The 17,180-nt window shown below is 45.6% G+C and carries 12 protein-coding genes and 1 pseudogene; 4 read left to right on the top strand and 9 right to left on the bottom strand.

The window, feature by feature from the left end:
• Window positions 1–43 precede the first annotated feature (43 nt).
• From RH86_RS08865 to speB, 3 genes are all read left to right on the top strand, one after another.
• Window positions 44–400 carry a DUF413 domain-containing protein gene (locus tag RH86_RS08865; RefSeq protein ID WP_005593390.1) on the top strand — a complete coding sequence of 119 codons (357 nt, stop codon included), beginning with the start codon at window positions 44–46 and terminating at the stop codon, window positions 398–400.
• A gap of 238 nt (window positions 401–638) precedes the next feature.
• A complete protein-coding gene (speA, locus tag RH86_RS08870; RefSeq protein ID WP_038219474.1) occupies window positions 639–2,549 on the top strand; it encodes an arginine decarboxylase in 1,911 nt (636 codons plus the stop codon).
• Window positions 2,550–3,479: an agmatinase gene (speB, locus tag RH86_RS08875; protein WP_005593388.1), complete on the top strand. Its 930-nt coding sequence runs from the start codon at window positions 2,550–2,552 to the stop codon at window positions 3,477–3,479.
• A gap of 67 nt (window positions 3,480–3,546) precedes the next feature.
• Here speB and RH86_RS08880 read toward each other — a convergent pair whose 3' ends face one another.
• The 4 genes from RH86_RS08880 to RH86_RS08895 form a co-directional block, all read right to left on the bottom strand.
• A complete protein-coding gene (locus tag RH86_RS08880; protein ID WP_038219476.1) occupies window positions 3,547–3,942 on the bottom strand; it encodes a hypothetical protein in 396 nt (131 codons plus the stop codon).
• 252 nt (window positions 3,943–4,194) lie between these two features.
• A complete protein-coding gene (locus tag RH86_RS08885) occupies window positions 4,195–5,583 on the bottom strand; it encodes an SLC13 family permease (RefSeq protein ID WP_009733706.1) in 1,389 nt (462 codons plus the stop codon).
• Between the two features lie 127 nt (window positions 5,584–5,710).
• Entirely contained in the window at window positions 5,711–6,556 is an 846-nt protein-coding gene (locus RH86_RS08890; protein ID WP_009733707.1) for an alpha/beta hydrolase, read from the bottom strand.
• Between the two features lie 153 nt (window positions 6,557–6,709).
• A complete protein-coding gene (locus RH86_RS08895; protein WP_009733708.1) occupies window positions 6,710–7,300 on the bottom strand; it encodes a TetR/AcrR family transcriptional regulator in 591 nt (196 codons plus the stop codon).
• Between the two features lie 213 nt (window positions 7,301–7,513).
• Here RH86_RS08895 and RH86_RS08900 point away from each other — a divergent pair, with 213 nt between their 5' ends.
• Window positions 7,514–8,536: an acyltransferase gene (locus tag RH86_RS08900; protein ID WP_009733709.1), complete on the top strand. Its 1,023-nt coding sequence runs from the start codon at window positions 7,514–7,516 to the stop codon at window positions 8,534–8,536.
• A 49-nt stretch (window positions 8,537–8,585) separates the two neighbouring features.
• On the opposite strand, the gene RH86_RS08905 is transcribed toward RH86_RS08900, so the two are convergent.
• The 5 genes and pseudogenes from RH86_RS08905 to RH86_RS08925 form a co-directional block, all read right to left on the bottom strand.
• A complete protein-coding gene (locus RH86_RS08905; RefSeq protein ID WP_009733710.1) occupies window positions 8,586–9,098 on the bottom strand; it encodes a hypothetical protein in 513 nt (170 codons plus the stop codon).
• Between the two features lie 61 nt (window positions 9,099–9,159).
• On the bottom strand, window positions 9,160–9,546 hold the full coding sequence (locus tag RH86_RS08910; protein ID WP_009733711.1) for an MAPEG family protein: 387 nt from the start codon (window positions 9,544–9,546) through the stop codon (window positions 9,160–9,162).
• A gap of 115 nt (window positions 9,547–9,661) precedes the next feature.
• Window positions 9,662–11,842 (bottom strand): 1,4-alpha-glucan branching protein GlgB, encoded by a 2,181-nt coding sequence (gene glgB, locus RH86_RS08915; protein WP_009733712.1) that lies wholly within the window; start codon window positions 11,840–11,842, stop codon window positions 9,662–9,664.
• A 227-nt stretch (window positions 11,843–12,069) separates the two neighbouring features.
• Window positions 12,070–14,253, bottom strand: a pseudogene (malQ, locus tag RH86_RS08920) (4-alpha-glucanotransferase).
• Window positions 14,254–14,397: 144 nt separating this feature from the next.
• Window positions 14,398–16,851, bottom strand: a complete 2,454-nt coding sequence (locus tag RH86_RS08925) for a glycogen/starch/alpha-glucan phosphorylase (RefSeq protein ID WP_009733715.1) — start codon at window positions 16,849–16,851, stop codon at window positions 14,398–14,400.
• Window positions 16,852–17,180 lie beyond the last annotated feature (329 nt).

Genomic DNA, 17,180 nt, shown 5'->3' on the forward strand with positions numbered 1-17,180 from the left:
CACTGGTCTTTAGTCCATTCCATACCATTTGAGGTTTATCGAAATGTCTGACACTGAATTTCGTCATGGCAAGAAACGTTTTTACGACAACACGAAATTTCCACGTGGTTTTGCCAAATCCGGTGATTTTACACTTGCCGAAGAAGAAATCCTAACGCTCTACGGCGACACCATGTTTGGCTTAGAAACGGGGGAGCTCTCTCCGCAGAATGCAGAAGAGAAGCACTTTGTTAAAGTCATTGAGAACCCAGGTAAAGCGAAAACGAAACTTGAGCGTATTTGGCTGAAGTACATTCAACTTGCCCGAGGTCGTAAACGCTTCCACACCTTAAATGGTCGCACTAAACCAGATGCATCTGAAGACTACTCAGAAGATAGCAGCCTAGTTGAAGAAGATTAATAAAGTAACGCTCCAATTGATGGGGCGTTTTTTTATTGCTAAACAAGTTGAATTTAGAGCATTTTAGACATATTTTTTACTCAACACTCCGTTGTCGAATCGATAATTTTAATTTGTTTTACTCCGTCTGCCATTTATCCGTTAATGCGCGCGACACGTAAGCCCTACAACGCCGTGTCAGGTGTGATATCAGCGTAATCTGATTCATGTTCTTCTCTCTATTTTCGTGAGAATAGATGTGGAAAAAACATCCCAATTAGACCGCGTGCGCGCGGATTACAACGTACATTACTGGAGCCAAGGTTTCTATGGCATTGATAACCAAGGTGAAGTGTACGTATCTCCTACCACCGACAAAGCGCACCAAATTCCATTAAGTAAGATTGTTACTCAATTAGAGCAAAAGCAGCTTAATTTACCTGTGTTGGTTCGCTTCCCACAAATTCTGCACCAACGAGTGCATGGTATTTGTCAGGCTTTCAACCAAGCGATTGAAGAGTATCAATACCCGAACAACTATCTTTTGGTTTACCCAATTAAGGTCAACCAACAAAAAGAAGTGGTTGATGAAATACTTGCCAGCCAAGCGAGCTTGGAAACCAAACAATTGGGTCTCGAAGCGGGCAGTAAGCCTGAGCTTCTTGCCGTGTTAGGTTTGGCGCAAAAAGCCAGCTCTGTGATTGTGTGTAACGGCTATAAAGACCGTGAATACATTCGTCTTGCCCTGATAGGCGAGAAGCTAGGTCACAAAGTTTTCATCGTACTTGAGAAATTGTCAGAACTTGATCTAGTGCTAACTGAAGCGAAAAGCTTAGGCGTTAAACCACGCTTAGGTATCCGCATTCGCCTTGCCTCACAAGGAGCAGGTAAATGGCAGGCCAGTGGTGGTGAGAAATCGAAATTCGGTTTGTCTGCCTCTCAAGTATTGACGGTTATCGAGCGTCTAAAGAAAGAAGATCAACTTGATGCGATGCAACTGGTTCACTTCCACCTTGGCTCACAAATGGCCAACATTCGCGATATTCGCAATGGGGTGAATGAATCTGCACGCTTCTACTGTGAACTGCGTGAAATGGGCGCAAAAATCGATTTCTTTGATATCGGTGGCGGCCTCGCAGTGGATTACGATGGTACACGCAGCCAATCTTCAAGCTCAATGAACTATGGGCTGATTGAGTACGCTCGCAATATCGTCTCAACCGTTGGTGATGTATGTCAAGATTACGGTCAGCCAATGCCAGTAATTATTTCTGAATCTGGCCGTTCATTGACTGCACACCACGCTGTTTTGATCACCAACGTAATCGGCACTGAAACGTATCAGCCTGAGCATATCGAAGCCCCGCAAGATGACGCCCCTACGCTACTGCAAAATATGTGGCGTAATTTGCAAGCATTGCAAGAAGGCAGCGACGCTCGTGCATTGATTGAAATTTACAACGACACACAAAGTGACTTATCTGAAGTGCACTCACAATTTGCGATGGGTCTACTCAATCTGCCGCAACGCGCTTGGTCTGAACAAGTTTCGCTGCGTATCTACTTTGAACTAACACGTGCATTGAGCACCAAGAACCGCTTCCATCGCCCTATTCTCGATGAGCTTCATGAGCGCTTAGCGGATAAGTTCTTTGTTAACTTCTCGTTGTTCCAATCATTGCCAGATGCATGGGGTATCGACCAAGTCTTCCCTGTGCTTCCTCTGTCAGGTTTGGAAGAGTTAGAAGACCGCCGTGCCGTAATGCTAGATATCACCTGTGACTCCGATGGCGCCATCGAACAGTATGTTGAAGGGCAAGGTATTGAGACAACGTTACCAGTACCAGCATGGAGCACAGACAAGCCTTATTTGATGGGGTTCTTCCTCGTCGGCGCTTACCAAGAAATTTTAGGTGACATGCATAACTTGTTTGGTGACACTCACAGCGCAGTGGTTACCGTCAACGATCATGGTGAAGCAATCATTGAACGAATCGATGAAGGTGACACCGTTGAAGACATGCTTCGTTACGTTCACATTGACGTAGAGGACATTCGCGAGCATTATCGCGAGCTCGTTAACCAGCGAGTTAACCAACAAGAACAACAACAGGTACTGCAAGAGCTAGAACAAGGCCTATGTGGTTACACCTATTTAGAGGATTTTTAAATGAATGATTTGTTTAGCAAAACCGATTATTCACTCTACTCGAATTCGATGAGCTTTATGCGCCGTCCTTACCTACGTAACCCTATCGGCAGCGATGCAGATTTGGTGGTGCTAGGTGTGCCTCTGGATATGGCAACATCGGGTCGTCCTGGAGCACGTATGGGCCCAGACGCAATTCGTAGAGCATCAGTAAATCTTGCATGGGAAGGTAAAAAATTCCCTTGGGATTTCAATGTATTTGATCGCGCTAAAGTTATTGATGCTGGTGATCTAGTATTCGATTGTGGCGATGCTGAAGACTTCACTTACCGCTTAGAAAAAGCAACCAGTGAAATTTTGAAAAATGGCAAAACCATGCTGGCGTTGGGTGGTGATCACTTCATCACACTACCAATTCTGCGTGCGTACGCGAAGCACCACGGTGAGATGGCATTGATTCACTTCGATGCCCACACTGACACCTATGCAAATGGCAGCGCTTACGACCACGGCACCATGTTCTACCATGCGCCGAAAGAAGGTCTGATCTCGCCTAAGCACTCTGTGCAAATCGGTATTCGTACTGAGTATGAACAGCAAGATCACGCTTTCAATGTGATTAACGCGATGCAAGCGAATGACATGACGGCAACAGAAATCGTTGAGAAAGTACGTGGCATCGTTGGCGACAAGCCAGTTTACGTTACCTTCGATATCGATTGTCTTGATCCTGCTTTTGCTCCAGGTACAGGTACGCCAGTGTGTGGTGGCTTGAACTCAGACAAAGTGCTGAAAATTCTACGTGGCTTTGCTGGTATGAATATCGTCGGTATGGATGTGGTTGAAGTATCACCGCCATACGACCACAGCGATGTAACGGCACTTGCAGGCGCAACTGTCGCGCTTGAGTTAATGTACGCTTGGGCATCAAACAAGAAAGCGGCTGAGTAATCACGCCAAATTCAACGCTTGATCAAAAAGAGCCTGTCATTCGACAGGCTCTTTTTTTATATTCGCTTCAATTCGGTTGAAACAACGTCCAACCACTCTCTTTTTTCACAAAGGTGATCGTGTTGGTCATTTTCTTCACGTCACCCTGTTTAAAATCCCCAAACTCAGTGCGGATCTGCATCAAATAAACAGGAGCAAAAAAGCCAGCACTTTCGTTGATATAGTGGCTAAATTGGTCGAAATCCATCAAAAACCTAATTTCATGGCTCATGTCAGCAATATAGAGCGTTTCCGATTGCTCATAGCCATCAAGCTTCTTATGCTTACTCGCTTCATACAATGCCGGCATATCATGATTAAACTGGGTATAGTCGACATACTGTTGCAGCATTTGCTTTTCTGATGGACCACCACAGCCTACTAAGAACAGCGCGAGCGCATAACGTAAAATGTGCTTTTTCATATCCCTGCATAAACGATAAAAATAACCCAATGCAAAAAACTTTAGCAATAAATGCCATGGATGAATCGTATTGCGCATCGATTTTGGGGCAATCCTCCGCAACAATGATTCGGATTTGTGATGAACTCGTGTTATTCACTCGATTGCGTTTATCATTTATCAAACTTACGTTTTCTGACCATTTTTTTGCACATAAAAAACGCCAAGCAAGCTTAGCGTTTTTACTCTTGATGGTTCGAGTGGTACGTAGCGTTACGACCAGAACAGCATCGCTATCACTGTCAGGGCCACGATACAGACGATATTAAGCACGATCCCCACCCTCATCATCTCGCTTTGCTGTATATGACCTGAACCAAACACAATCGCATTAGGCGGTGTGGCTACGGGCAGCATAAAGGCACACGAGGCAGAAACAGCAATTAACACCGACAAGATAACTGGCGATAAACCGAACGCTTCCGCAACACTGGCAAAAACAGGGATCAGCAAGGCCGCACTGGCAGTATTACTAGCAAATTCAGTCAAGAACACCACAAAAGCGGCAATAACGACGACGATAACAAACAATCCAAGATGAGAGATCATTTCGCTCAAGCCATTAGCTAAGAATACACTAGCCCCTGTTGCTTTTAAGACGTTACTCAAACAGATACCACCACCAAACAGCAGTAATACGCCCCAATCGGCGGTCTTTTCGATATCTTTCCAATGCACCACTCGCGCAAAGTTGACCGCGACAATCGCACTCAGAGCCACAATGGTGTCAAATTTAGCGTAACCACCAATCATGGCATTAATTGGTTTACTAAAAATCCAGAAGAAAACGGTCGCAGCAAAAATCGCCAAGGTAACAACCTTGCCTTTATCCCAATTCACTGGTTCGTGGTTCAGTTCAAACTCACCATTTAATTCCGGTTTTAAAGTGCTATACAACACCGCAATGGCGACAGGTAACAGTACCGCCGCCGTTGGTAAGCCAAAAGCCATCCATTCGGTAAAGGTTAAACCAACTTCAGCGGCAGCAATCGCATTCGGAGGGCTGCCGACGATGGTCGCTATACCACCAATACTGGCACTGTATGCAATACCCAATAACACAAATACGTAGGTTTTATGGCCGCTCTCTTCATTCACCTTACTCAACACGCCCAACACCAAAGGCAGCATCATTGCGGTCGTAGCGGTATTACTGATCCACATGGAGAGTAAAGCGGTAGCACCGAACAACATGAAAACTGCAGTACTCATCTTACCTTTGGCAATAATCAATACTTTATCGGCAATCACTTTATCTAAACCTTGACGGTGCATCGCTGCAGCTAAGGCAAAGCCGCCTAAGAATAGGAAAATAATCGAGTTAGCAAAGTTGTTCAGTGCCGTCTGAGTATTAAATACGCCGAATAGCACCGCCATGATGGGAACGAGAATTGCGGTAACCGTGACATGAAGCGCTTCGGTTAACCAAAGAATCGCAACAAAGATCAACATGCTTAGGCCAAGTACTACATCTGGCTCAAATGGTAGATTGAAGTAGAGCACAGCAAACAAAGCAATATCAGCCAAAATAATCAGACTATTGCGGTTGATTAACCATTCTCGGGTATTACTCGGTAGAGGGACACTATCATTTTTATTCATTATTATTTTCCTTGTGAGGGCCAGTAGGCATTTAAAATGATCCCACATAACCCTCTAAGGAAATATTTTGCTTTGCGAATTTGTTAACCACATCAAGAATATGGTTATAAATGTTAAGGTTTTGATTTTAAATTAAGTTATCAAAGCTCTCCATCACCTGTTTGCACATCATCACGCGACCATGCCCTTGTCCTTGTGTCGCCACCAGCACAACATTGCTCATCTCATTTGCGGCACGCTGTGACACCGAGAACTTAGTAAACTTATCGCCTTCATCATGCACAATAATGGTGGATGATTGGCGCTGAGCCAACTTTTGGTAAGGATCAATTGATTGGATTGGATAACGATATTGCGCTTCAACTTCTTGCACGACATCATTAAATAAGCGCATTGAGTAGCCTGACCGCGCCACGCTACCAAACAGGTTATCAAGATAATCCAACACTGGAGCAATAAGTAACAGCGGCTTATCAACCAACTTAGCATGATGGCACTCTATCGCAGAAGCGGTACCCATACTGTGACCGACAAGGCCCGCCACATCATGGACGCTATCAAGTACTGCCTCCAACCCAGCGACAAACGCCGGGATATGGCCATACACGCCTTCACTTTCACCGTGCCCCGGATGATCATACGCCAATGCGGTATAGCCGCGGCTAGCAATATGTTCCATCAAAGGGAAATACTGGCTTGCGGTGCCAGACCAACCATGCGTGAGTACCCAAACAGGGCCACTGCCCAATGAATATGTGCTTAGTACGCCCTCTTTTGACGTGACTTGCCCTTTCACCAACCCTTGCGGCGCGCTGTTCTTTGGTTTGGTACGCAGCGGTGTTAGCAACAGTTTTCGCGCGGTATTACGCGCATGATGTGGCGCCAAACGATGATGCAAGCGAGTGGATACGTTGACTAAGCTGCGCTTAACACTGAACTTATTGGACGTATTGAAGTAGATTTTTTCACTCATTGTCGTGATTCCCTAAATAATTTGTTCCGTTGCAACTCATCGCTCCTCAACATCGATAAACACAAAAGCGAACGACCGTGCTATTTATCAGCACAGCTTTGCTGTGCTTGCATCTCTTAGTCTGGTGAACGGCTAATTTTGCTCAGATAAGCTTCATACTCGCCAATGATTGATGAGACGCTCAATACCTTGCCAAAAATGAGTTTGGCTCTCCTCTTCCCCACGAATGGAATAGAACAAATGAGCGCTCAAATAAAGCCCATACAGCTCAAAGGTGGCTTGTTTAGCATCCAAGTCTGAGCGAAATTGTCCTTGTTCAACCCCTTTGGCAACCTGAATTTCAAGGTAACCAATCCACATAGCAACGGTCTTTTTTAACACCACTTGCAATGGCGTACTGGCGCTTGAATTCTCTTTCCAAGCATCTAAAAACATACAACTGCCCTGAAAGGAATGATTCCAGCCTAGCCAATTATCCAGCAAGGCTTTGAGCTTATCGGTGATATCGTGATCACCAAGCGTGCGAGCTGGCGCAATGACGCGTTGAATAAACACTTGATTGGCGTGCTCTATCACCGCTATTTGTAAATTCTCTTTCGAATTGAAATGGGCAAACAAACCGCTCTTAGACATCGAACACTGCTTTGCCAGCTCACCTATGGTTAAGCTTTCCAATCCGTTCTTACTTGCCAGCTCAAAAGCCGTCGCCAAAATGGCTTCGCGGGTTAATCGACCTTTACTCATCACTTGACCATATTACCTTGATATCTCTATTTTTAGCACGACCGTACTTATTTGCAAGCTTGATCGCCAAGTTTAAAGGCCTACACAAACTTGATTTGCATCTCGAAATAGGAATTTTTAATCCAAAATTACGATTGAAACTGATTGATATCCATTGCACGCAAGCGTTTTCCTGATAGCGTTAGCGCGTTTTCAATGAACCAGAAAAGAACTATGGAATCCAAAAAAATCACCAGTATCGAGCTTGGTCGCTTAATTGCGATCTTCGTCGTTGTGGCTATGCATTGTCAGATGTTTCTGAGCTACTTTCTCTATCAAGACACACCGTGGTTCGGTTACATTTTTAACCAATCCACCCGATTTGCCGTACCGCTGTTTTTCTTGATTTCAGGCTATCTGATCCAACCAAAACTCACCGCAACCCCAATCGATACAGCAAAACGCTACTGCGCTCCGCTGCTACGTGTCTTCATCGTTTGGAGTGTGATTTGTCTTGCGATGCCATTTAACCTATACAAGTTCATGACCGAAGGCTACATCGCTGAACGCAGCGGTTACTGGGGCTTTCTTGCACAATCTCCGCTAAATACCCTATTGGAAGGCGGCTTGGTGCACCTATGGTTTATTCCCGCACTGATGATTGCTGCGCTTATCACTGCCCTATTTGCAAAAGCCGACAAGCTCAACTGGCTGATTCCGTTCGCCGCGGTATTGTACATTTATGGCGTACTGGCCGGCAGTTACCAGAACATTACCGAATTATGGACACCATTTTTCACCCGTAATGGCCCATTCTTTAGTACCTTAATGTTTGCGATTGGCTTTGTGATCCGACAAAAGGATATTCAAGTAACAGCCCCAAAAGCGATGGTGCTTGCATTGGTGGGAATGGCGATTCACTTCGCCGAAGCGTATTGGCTCGTCGCTTACCAACAGCCATTCAATGGCAATGACTTCCTCTTTGGCACCATGTTGTGGGGAACAGGAATCTTTTTATTCCTATTAGCAAAGCCAAATTTGGGTAACACTCCATGGGTGCTTAACTTGTCGAAATCGGTACTGCCGATTTACGTCGCCCACTTGCCTGTGATCATCTTTATGATGAATGTAAGTGGCTTACTGGAAGTCACTGGACCTGCAAAAGACGCATTGGTCTTCTCAGGCACAATCGTGATTACATTGGCATTAGTGAAAGGTATTGAGCGCACACCACTCAGTAAGTGGTTATTTCGCTAGAATCGAGAGCCTTACAACGTCATCTAACCGCAGCCTCGGCTGCGGTTTTTTATTTACGCGCTAAATCACGGGCAAGGATCAGCGCCAAACCAAACACTTGAAGAAACAAACTGATGTTACGATACCAAGCAATACGCTCTTGCAGTTGAGCCATTTGCTCACTTAGCGTGATATTGTTTAAGTAGAAGCCATCAATTTGATCGCGATACTCCCGCTGTGCATCATCAATTAATTCCATCAGTTGCATCACATTGTGCTTAACTAACGGTGGAATAGGCGTATTTAACCAATCATTCAGATCCATTCTTATTGCATGCGCCACCTCCGCTATAGGCTGAGGCTGCGCCATATAAAGCAATAAAGACTCACGTTTACGCTCTAAGGTTTCAACACTATTCCACGCTAATTGAATTGAATACAGATGATCTTGTTTTTGTTGCGATAAGTGCGCCACCTCTCCACCAAGATCTTCGAGGACAATACTCGACATTAAAATCGCCAAGATATTTAACACCAACCCCACCAGCACCAATAACCATGCTGGAGGCAAAGACAATTTCATAGGTTATCCTATTCACAATCAGTATCAGTGACACACTTTGCTCGGCGCAGTCGCAATACGACTACCACAGCTTATCAAATGGCAGATAGACCACATTGAGTATCACCAAGGTAAACATGGTTGCGAATGTCAGTTTCATTCCCATGATTCGGCCTTTAAGATCTTGAGCTAATATCGCCCGTGCGTGCACAATCCGCGCAACGAGAAACAAAATCCCTATACCGTGAATCAGTAATACATTCGCGCCGTTCATCTCTAGTAATGCCAGCAAAATAACCGTAATCGGAATCGAATCGACCGCATTCCCCTGCGCACTGCGCGCGATTTGCAGTCCTTCAATACTGCCATCTGCATACGCCACTTTATTTTTACGACGCTGCTTAATCACTTGTACCGCCAACCACATCATTAACAATGCCAGCAAAGCGGCATAAAGCGCTGTAATCATACAATTTCTCCTTTTATACCAATCAGTGTAGGAGATATTCATCAGCTTGCTAATGGAAGCCTCAGACGAAAAAGCCCCTCATCAGAGGGGCTTGTCATCGGTTAGCTTGTCGTGACTAAATCAACTTATAAAACAGCGTCGATAACGGTGGTAGGCTAATCAATAACGATTGCGCTTGGCCTTCACTCTCAATCGCTTCCGTTTTGATTGTTGTATGTACTGTATAACCACTACCGTCATACTCTTTTGCATCGGTATTGAGTAGCAATTGATAATCACCTGCCAGAGGTACGCCCAAGCGGAACTCATCGTGTGGCACTGGCGTAAAGTTGGTCACAACCAATACTCGTTCACCCTGCTCGCTGATACGTTCATGAGCCAAGATGCTGGCATCTTCGGCATCTTGTAAGCGCCACTCAAAACCCTTCGGCTCACAATCTAACTCAAACAACGCTGGTTGCTGACGATAAAGCAGGTTCAAATCACGAGTCAGATTTTGCACCCCTTGGTGACGCTCAAACTGCAACAGGAACCATTGCAGTTGGCCATCATGATTCCATTCGCCCGTTTGACCAAACTCAGCCCCCATGAAGTTAAGCTTCTTACCCGGTTGGCCATACATGTATCCCATGTAAGCGCGCAGGTTAGCCGTTTGCTGCCATTCATCACCTGGCATCTTGTTATGGATCGACCCTTTGCCGTACACGACTTCGTCATGCGAAAGCGACAATACATAATTCTCACTGTGCGCGTAGATCAACGGGAAAGTAATCGTGTTGTGGTGATATTTACGATGGACGGGATCTTGTTGGATATACGATAAACTGTCGTGCATCCAACCCATGTTCCATTTAAAACCAAAACCTAAGCCACCCATAAACGTAGGGGCAGAAACGCCCGGAAACGCCGTCGATTCTTCGGCAATGGTCATCGCATTCGGGAAGTGTTTATACACTTCTTCATTCATCCATTTTAGAGTCGCAATGGCATCGTAGTTTTCGTTACCACCATCAATATTCGGTAGCCATTGATCATGACTGCGCGAGTAATCTAGATAAAGCATCGAAGCCACGGCATCAACTCGAATACCATCAATATGGAATTGTTCAAACCAGTACAGAGCATTGGACACTAAGAAACGACGAACATTCTCTCGGCCCATATCATAGATAAATGAATTCCAATCCTGGTGCCAACCGCGACGCGGATCGGGATCGTGATAAAGCGGTGTACCATCAAAATTAGCTAAGCCATGATCATCGGATGGGAAGTGTGCTGGCACCCAATCGAGTATCACGCCTAATCCCGCTTGGTGGCAGGCATCAACAAAGAACTTAAAATCATCTGGCGAGCCAAAACGGCTGGTTGGTGCAAATAATCCAACCGGTTGATAACCCCACGAACCATAAAATGGATGCTCAGAAACCGGCATCAGTTCCACATGGGTATACCCCATATCAACCAAATACGGTACGAGTTGCTCGGCTAATTGGCGGTAGTTGAGGAACTGATTGTTTTCATCTCGGCGCCATGAGCCCGGGTGCAACTCGTAAAATGACAACGCTTGCTTGCGCTTTTCCGTCACCGGACGTTGCTGCCACTGGCTATCTTGCCATTGGTAACGAGAGTGATCGTAGGTCACCGATGAAAACGACGGATGTTGCTCTGCAAAGAATCCCCATGGATCAGCCTTATGCGGCAACCCTTCTCCCTGCGGTCCTTTCATCTCAAATTTGTAACGCGTCCCTTCCGGTAAGTTAGGAATAAAGATCCCCCAAATACCGTAATCTAAACGTTGTAGTGGGGTTCGACGGCCATCCCAATGGTTAAAATCGGCCACCACGCTACATGCACTGGCATGCGGTGCATACACTAAAAATCGCGTACCACTAATCGCTTTTCCATCACGCTCCAGCGTAACAAACTGCGCACCCATATGGTGATACATCGCTTTAGGTGTGTGTAAATCATCATATTCCGCGTAGATGCCATGATATTGGTAAGGGTCATCTATAATTTGTTCTGCACCATTCCAATCGACAGCCAATTGGTAGTGGGTAAAACGCAGATCGCGAGACTGAGTGAGTACAAAACCCGAATCATCTTCACGGATTAAATCAACGCGAGGTTCACCGTCAATCAGCAGAGCAACGTTATTAGCTCCCGGCATCCAGACTCGAAGTGAGCCCTCACTTAACGGTAGGTAAGGCCCCAAAAAAGCAAAAGGGTCGGCCATTGAGGCCTGTGAAAGTTGCTGATAAGCCTGTGTTATTTTGTCCACGGTCTTGGTGTTCAAGTTATTCTCTCCCTAGCGTAACTTTCGGCTTAGCAGTGACTAACAATTTGGTTTAGCCACTAAACAAGCAAAAGCCTGCTTAACATCAATAATCCCGTTAAGCAGGCGAATCAACCTAATCAATTAGGTGTAATATTTCATATAATGTCGCTCTATAGTACCCAAAACTGGGTTGCAATGGAGTGACCCATGCAGAAGTTTCGAGTGCAACTATACACATCAATAACTTAAGTGCGGCTTACCTTGGCACGCGCCTGTGTGAGCTGTTCAGCTACTCGATTAACCCGAGGATCAGAAAACAGATCATCAAGGTTCATCGATAGTTTACGACGCCAGTTAGGGTATTCGTCGACCGTACCGGGAATATTGACTGGATTGTCCATTTGTAGCCAATCTTCAAGTTGAACGCTAAACAGAGTCGATGAGCCATATCCAAGGTGCATTTGCAACGCTTCCGCCAAATATTCATCCATCGGAACAAACTGAGCATCACGCCCCACTCCTTCCGGTAAAAGGCCGTGCCACGCCACTGAATCTAAAATACCCTGTTTACTTTTCAAACGCTGCTCAAACAAGATATCCAGCTGCTGTTGATCTGGGTACAAACCCAACTCTTGACCCATTTTGAGATCATCACAATGCCAGAACCCTCGCAGAGTGGGCATGTCATGAGTACACAATGCCGACATAGATTGCGGCGCATAATGCTCAGGTGAAAGGTAGCCGCCATCTTGTTTAGAGGTTTCAAAAAAGAACACTTTATAAGAGTGCACACCAGCATCACGTAAAATATCCACGATCTCTTCTGGCACAGTACCTAAATCTTCACCAATCACACTGCATTGATGACGATGAGATTCAAGAGCCAAAATAGCCAACATCTCTTCCACTGGATAATAGACATAGGCCCCTTTCGTCGCATTCTCCCCTTTTGGTATCCACTACAAACGCAGCAATCCTAATACGTGATCAATACGCAAAGCACCACAGTGCTGCATATTAGCCCGTAACAATTGGATATAGGCCTCGTATCCACTTGCTTGCAACGCCTGCGGATTCAACGGTGGAAGCCCCCAATTTTGTCCCAATGGCCCCAAGATATCTGGCGGAGCACCGATGCTGGCATCTAAGGCTAGAATGCCGTTATCTGCCCAAGTTTCAGCCCCAGAGTCCGCCACACCGACTGCCAAATCTCGATAGATCCCAACCGCCATCCCTTTTTGCTCAGCCAACGTTTGAGCTTCGTTTACTTGGCTATCTGCCACCCACTGTAGATACATATACAGATGAACGAGATCTTGTTGCTCACGAACAAATTGTTGTACCGCTTTACTCTCAAAACGGCGATACTTTTCAGGAAAAACAGGCCAGCCCCAAACACTATTGTCTTGCGCGTGCAATACGCTGTGCAAAGCATCAAACGTCGCTTGATGACGTAAGCTTTCACCTCCTAATTCGACAAAATCGAGGAACGCTGAAGCGCGCTCGCTATTCGTATCAAGGTGACGCTTTTTGAATTCAGCAAACAACAACGGCAGTACCGCCAATTTTAGGCTCGCCACTTCACTGTAATTGACCCAGTGCGCATCACGTGCATTTTGTAGACGCTGTTGAAACTCTGCGCTGCCAACCAGTTGTTGAGCTTCTGAACACAAAGAAAACTCTGCCACAGAGCTGACATCGATATAGAGAATATTCAACCAACGACGCGATGAAGGGCTATAAGGACTTGCACCTTCAGGGTTGGCAGGAAACAGCGAGTGAATAGGATTAAGACCAACAAAGTCGCCTCCTCGCTGGGCAATTTCTCCCACCAGTTGCTTCAAATCGCCAAAATCACCCATTCCCCAGTTGTGGGAGGTACGTAATGTGTAGAGTTGAACACTTGGCCCCCACATCTTTTTGCCATTCTCCATCTCAGCTTGTTTATAACAAGTATCAGGAGTGCGGATTAACGTCATGGTATAGGGGGATTTTCTACGCTTACGTTCCAGCGTTAACTGGTGATATCCCCAAGGCAGATCATTCGGCAGTGAAAAAACTAGCGGCCCACCCTCTGCCCGTTCATCACGTACAATTTGTGATTGTAAGTAACCACCATAGACTTCACCGGCTTCGGTGACTAAACGCCAACTAAAGTCACTTTCACGTGCGCTCACTCCAAGATGCAATGGAATCTCTACCGCTTGTTGATCACGAAAGACCATCGCAGATTGAAGTAGCTCTGGTTTATGCTTTTTCTTGGCTGAACTGAGTAGCTGCGCATCACTACTGGTGTCATAACCTAATGCCGCTAATAGACGTTCAATGGTTTGTGCTTCCACGAGAGTATCTTCCCCCCATGCACTGACGTAATGATCGGCGATTCTCGCCATCTCAGCGACTTGCTTTAAGGTATTCGAATTTATCATCGCTTTCTCCAAAGGAACTTGATTTAAGCGTATGCCCACCGGTTCCCTCATACTCCTTTTAATCGCAAGAGCCTCCCGCATGACACGGCATTTAGGAGACTCTTAAACGAGTAATTATTAACAATTTACCAATTACAAAAGCGATTAACGTTGCACGCTTTGCAGCTGCCAAATGTTATTCACGTAGTCACGAATACTTCGATCTGAGCTAAATTTCCCCACCAGCGCAGTGTTGAGGATCGCTTTTTTCGCCCAACCCGCTTGGTCACGATATTGCTTATCCATATCTTCATGCGCTTGAATATAAGAAGCAAAATCTGCCAATACCAAATACGGGTCGCCACCATCCAATAAGCTATCGAACGTCGCGCGTAATTTACCTGGCTCACCCGGCGTAAATTCCTCACCCACCAGCAAATCTAAAGACGCTTTCAATAATGGATCGGCGTTGTAATAGTCGTACGGGTTGTAACCACCATTACGTACCTGTTCAACCTCATCAATATCAAGACCAAAAATGTAGATATTGTCGTCACCCACTTCTTCGCGAATTTCAACGTTCGCCCCATCCATGGTGCCGATGGTTAACGCGCCATTCAGCGCCATTTTCATGTTACCCGTACCTGAGGCTTCTTTACCTGCGGTCGAAATTTGCTCCGAAACGTCCGCCGCTGGAATAATGATCTCTGCTAAGCTCACGCGATAGTCGGGCATGAACACCACTTTGAGCTTATTGCCGATACGTGGGTCGTTATTGATTTTTTCGGCAATCATATTCAAGGCATAGATGATCTGTTTCGCGAGGTGATAACCTGGCGCCGCTTTAGCCGCGAAGATCACCACTCGTGGTGCCATATCAAAATCCGCATCATTAAGCAGACGATGATAAAGCGACAGAATATGCAGCATATTGAGATGTTGACGCTTATATTCATGTAAGCGTTTTATCTGAACATCAAAAATGGCATTGGTATCCAGTTCGATATCCATATTGCGTTTCACCCAATCAGCCAAACGTTGCTTGTTAGCCTTTTTCACTGCCATAAACTGCTGTTGGAACTCCGCATCATTGGCATATTGAGAAATCGCTTCTAACTGATCCAACTTGGCCGGCCATTCATCACCAATTTTCTCGCTGATCAATTGGCTCAAGCCCGGATTACAGAACTTCAACCAACGACGTGGCGTAATGCCATTGGTGACATTTTGTAAACGCCCCGGATAAAGCTCATTAAACTCAGGGAATAAGTCGCGCTTGACCAATTGTGAGTGCAATGCCGCCACGCCATTAACGGCATAAGCACCGACCACACACAAGTTAGCCATGCGTACCATACGATGGAAACCTTCTTGAATAATCGATAGTTTCTGCTGCTTAGCCACATCACCCGGCCACTTAGCACGCACTTCTTGTAAGAACAGGTGATTGATTTGATAAATGATTTCCATATGGCGCGGCAATAAGCGTTGAATCAAAGATTCGCTCCACGTTTCGAGCGCTTCAGGCAGTAGCGTGTGGTTGGTATAAGCAAAGGTCTTAGAGCAAATCGCCCATGCATCCGCCCATTCCAAGCCCTTCTCATCCATAAAGATACGCATCAATTCAGGAATGGCGATGGTTGGGTGGGTATCATTCAATTGAATGGTTTCGTATTGAGGCAGAGAAGCTAGATCATGCCCTGCCTCTTCATGGCGGCGCAAAATATCACGAACCGAGGCAGCACTATGGAAATACTGCTGCATCAAGCGTAGCGTTTTGCCTTTTTCATGGTTGTCATTTGGATAGAGAACTTTGGTGATATTACCAGCATCAATCAAGGCATGTTGCGCTTCAAAGTAGTTACCATTATTGAAGCTCTCCAAAGAGAATGGTGCAATAGCGCGACATTCCCACAAACGCAGTGGGTAAACGGTTTCACTTTGATAGCCGACAATCGGAATATCCCAAGGCATCGCTTTCACTGACATGCCTGGCACCCAACGGCGACGCTCACGTCCTTGATCTTGGTACACTTCTACATGACCATAGAAACCAATTTCCTGAGCTAATTCAGGACGAGCAATTTCCCATGGATATCCCTCAACCCCACACCATGCATCAGGAGCTTCTTGTTGGTGCCCTTCAACAAAAGACTGTTTAAACAGACCATATTCATAATGCAGACCATAGCCCACTGTTGGGTATTCTTGCGCGGCCAATGAATCCATATAGCAAGCCGCAAGGCGACCTAAACCACCATTGCCTAATGACGGGTCTCGCTCTTCTTCAAGCAAATCGGTCAGGTTTTGTCCTAACTCATTCATGGCTTCCGTTATCTGTTCGTATAGGCCCATGCTGATCAGGTTGTTACCGGTTAGACGACCAATCAAAAATTCCAACGACAAATAGTTCACGCTCTTGGCATTGCGAATGCGCTCATCTTGCTCTGTTTCTAGCAGATCGAACGTCGTCAGCTCTGCTAGTGCACGTCCCATAGCCAAATACCAAGCACGGCTTGAAGCTTGTTCGATAGTTGTCGCGTAAGTCGCACTGAGGTGCTTTTTTACACTATTTTGAAATGACGTTTTATCAAATTGAGTCTGTTGTAATGGTTTCATTGGCGAAATCCTTGCTGTTTTACTACCACTATCGTGCATGGCGGTACTCAGCAAAACATCCTCCTCCCCCTGCGAGTAATGAGGAGGAGTAGTGAGGGCGTAGATGAAATGAAGAAGAGGAGATACTCATATCCAGTGGTGAAGATCACAGAAATAGCCTGTATAGGCTCATTTAAGCGTTCCATGTCACACTATCTCGCAAATGAAACTCGTATCACTAACTAACAAGCTAGGTGAATCCTAATAAGCGATTGCACAAAGTGTTAATTTGATCACGTATTTTAAGTTCATCACATTCATTGACTGTATGAAAATCAAACACCACTGCG

Origin of the sequence: Vibrio sp. N418 (genome assembly GCF_000222565.1) — a bacterium.
Taxonomy (GTDB): Bacteria; Pseudomonadota; Gammaproteobacteria; order Enterobacterales; family Vibrionaceae; genus Vibrio; species Vibrio scophthalmi.

What these genes read in the sequence shown, in the direction of transcription:
- RH86_RS08865 (WP_005593390.1), top strand. Translation starts at nt 44, where the DNA reads ATGTCTGACACTGAATTTCGTCATGGCAAGAAACGTTTTTACGACAAC.
- speB (WP_005593388.1), top strand. Translation starts at nt 2,550, where the DNA reads ATGAATGATTTGTTTAGCAAAACCGATTATTCACTCTACTCGAATTCG.
- RH86_RS08880 (WP_038219476.1), bottom strand. Translation starts at nt 3,942, where the DNA reads ATGAAAAAGCACATTTTACGTTATGCGCTCGCGCTGTTCTTAGTAGGC.
- RH86_RS08885 (WP_009733706.1), bottom strand. Translation starts at nt 5,583, where the DNA reads ATGAATAAAAATGATAGTGTCCCTCTACCGAGTAATACCCGAGAATGG.
- RH86_RS08890 (WP_009733707.1), bottom strand. Translation starts at nt 6,556, where the DNA reads ATGAGTGAAAAAATCTACTTCAATACGTCCAATAAGTTCAGTGTTAAG.
- RH86_RS08895 (WP_009733708.1), bottom strand. Translation starts at nt 7,300, where the DNA reads ATGAGTAAAGGTCGATTAACCCGCGAAGCCATTTTGGCGACGGCTTTT.
- RH86_RS08900 (WP_009733709.1), top strand. Translation starts at nt 7,514, where the DNA reads ATGGAATCCAAAAAAATCACCAGTATCGAGCTTGGTCGCTTAATTGCG.
- RH86_RS08905 (WP_009733710.1), bottom strand. Translation starts at nt 9,098, where the DNA reads ATGAAATTGTCTTTGCCTCCAGCATGGTTATTGGTGCTGGTGGGGTTG.
- RH86_RS08910 (WP_009733711.1), bottom strand. Translation starts at nt 9,546, where the DNA reads ATGATTACAGCGCTTTATGCCGCTTTGCTGGCATTGTTAATGATGTGG.
- RH86_RS08925 (WP_009733715.1), bottom strand. Translation starts at nt 16,851, where the DNA reads ATGAAACCATTACAACAGACTCAATTTGATAAAACGTCATTTCAAAAT.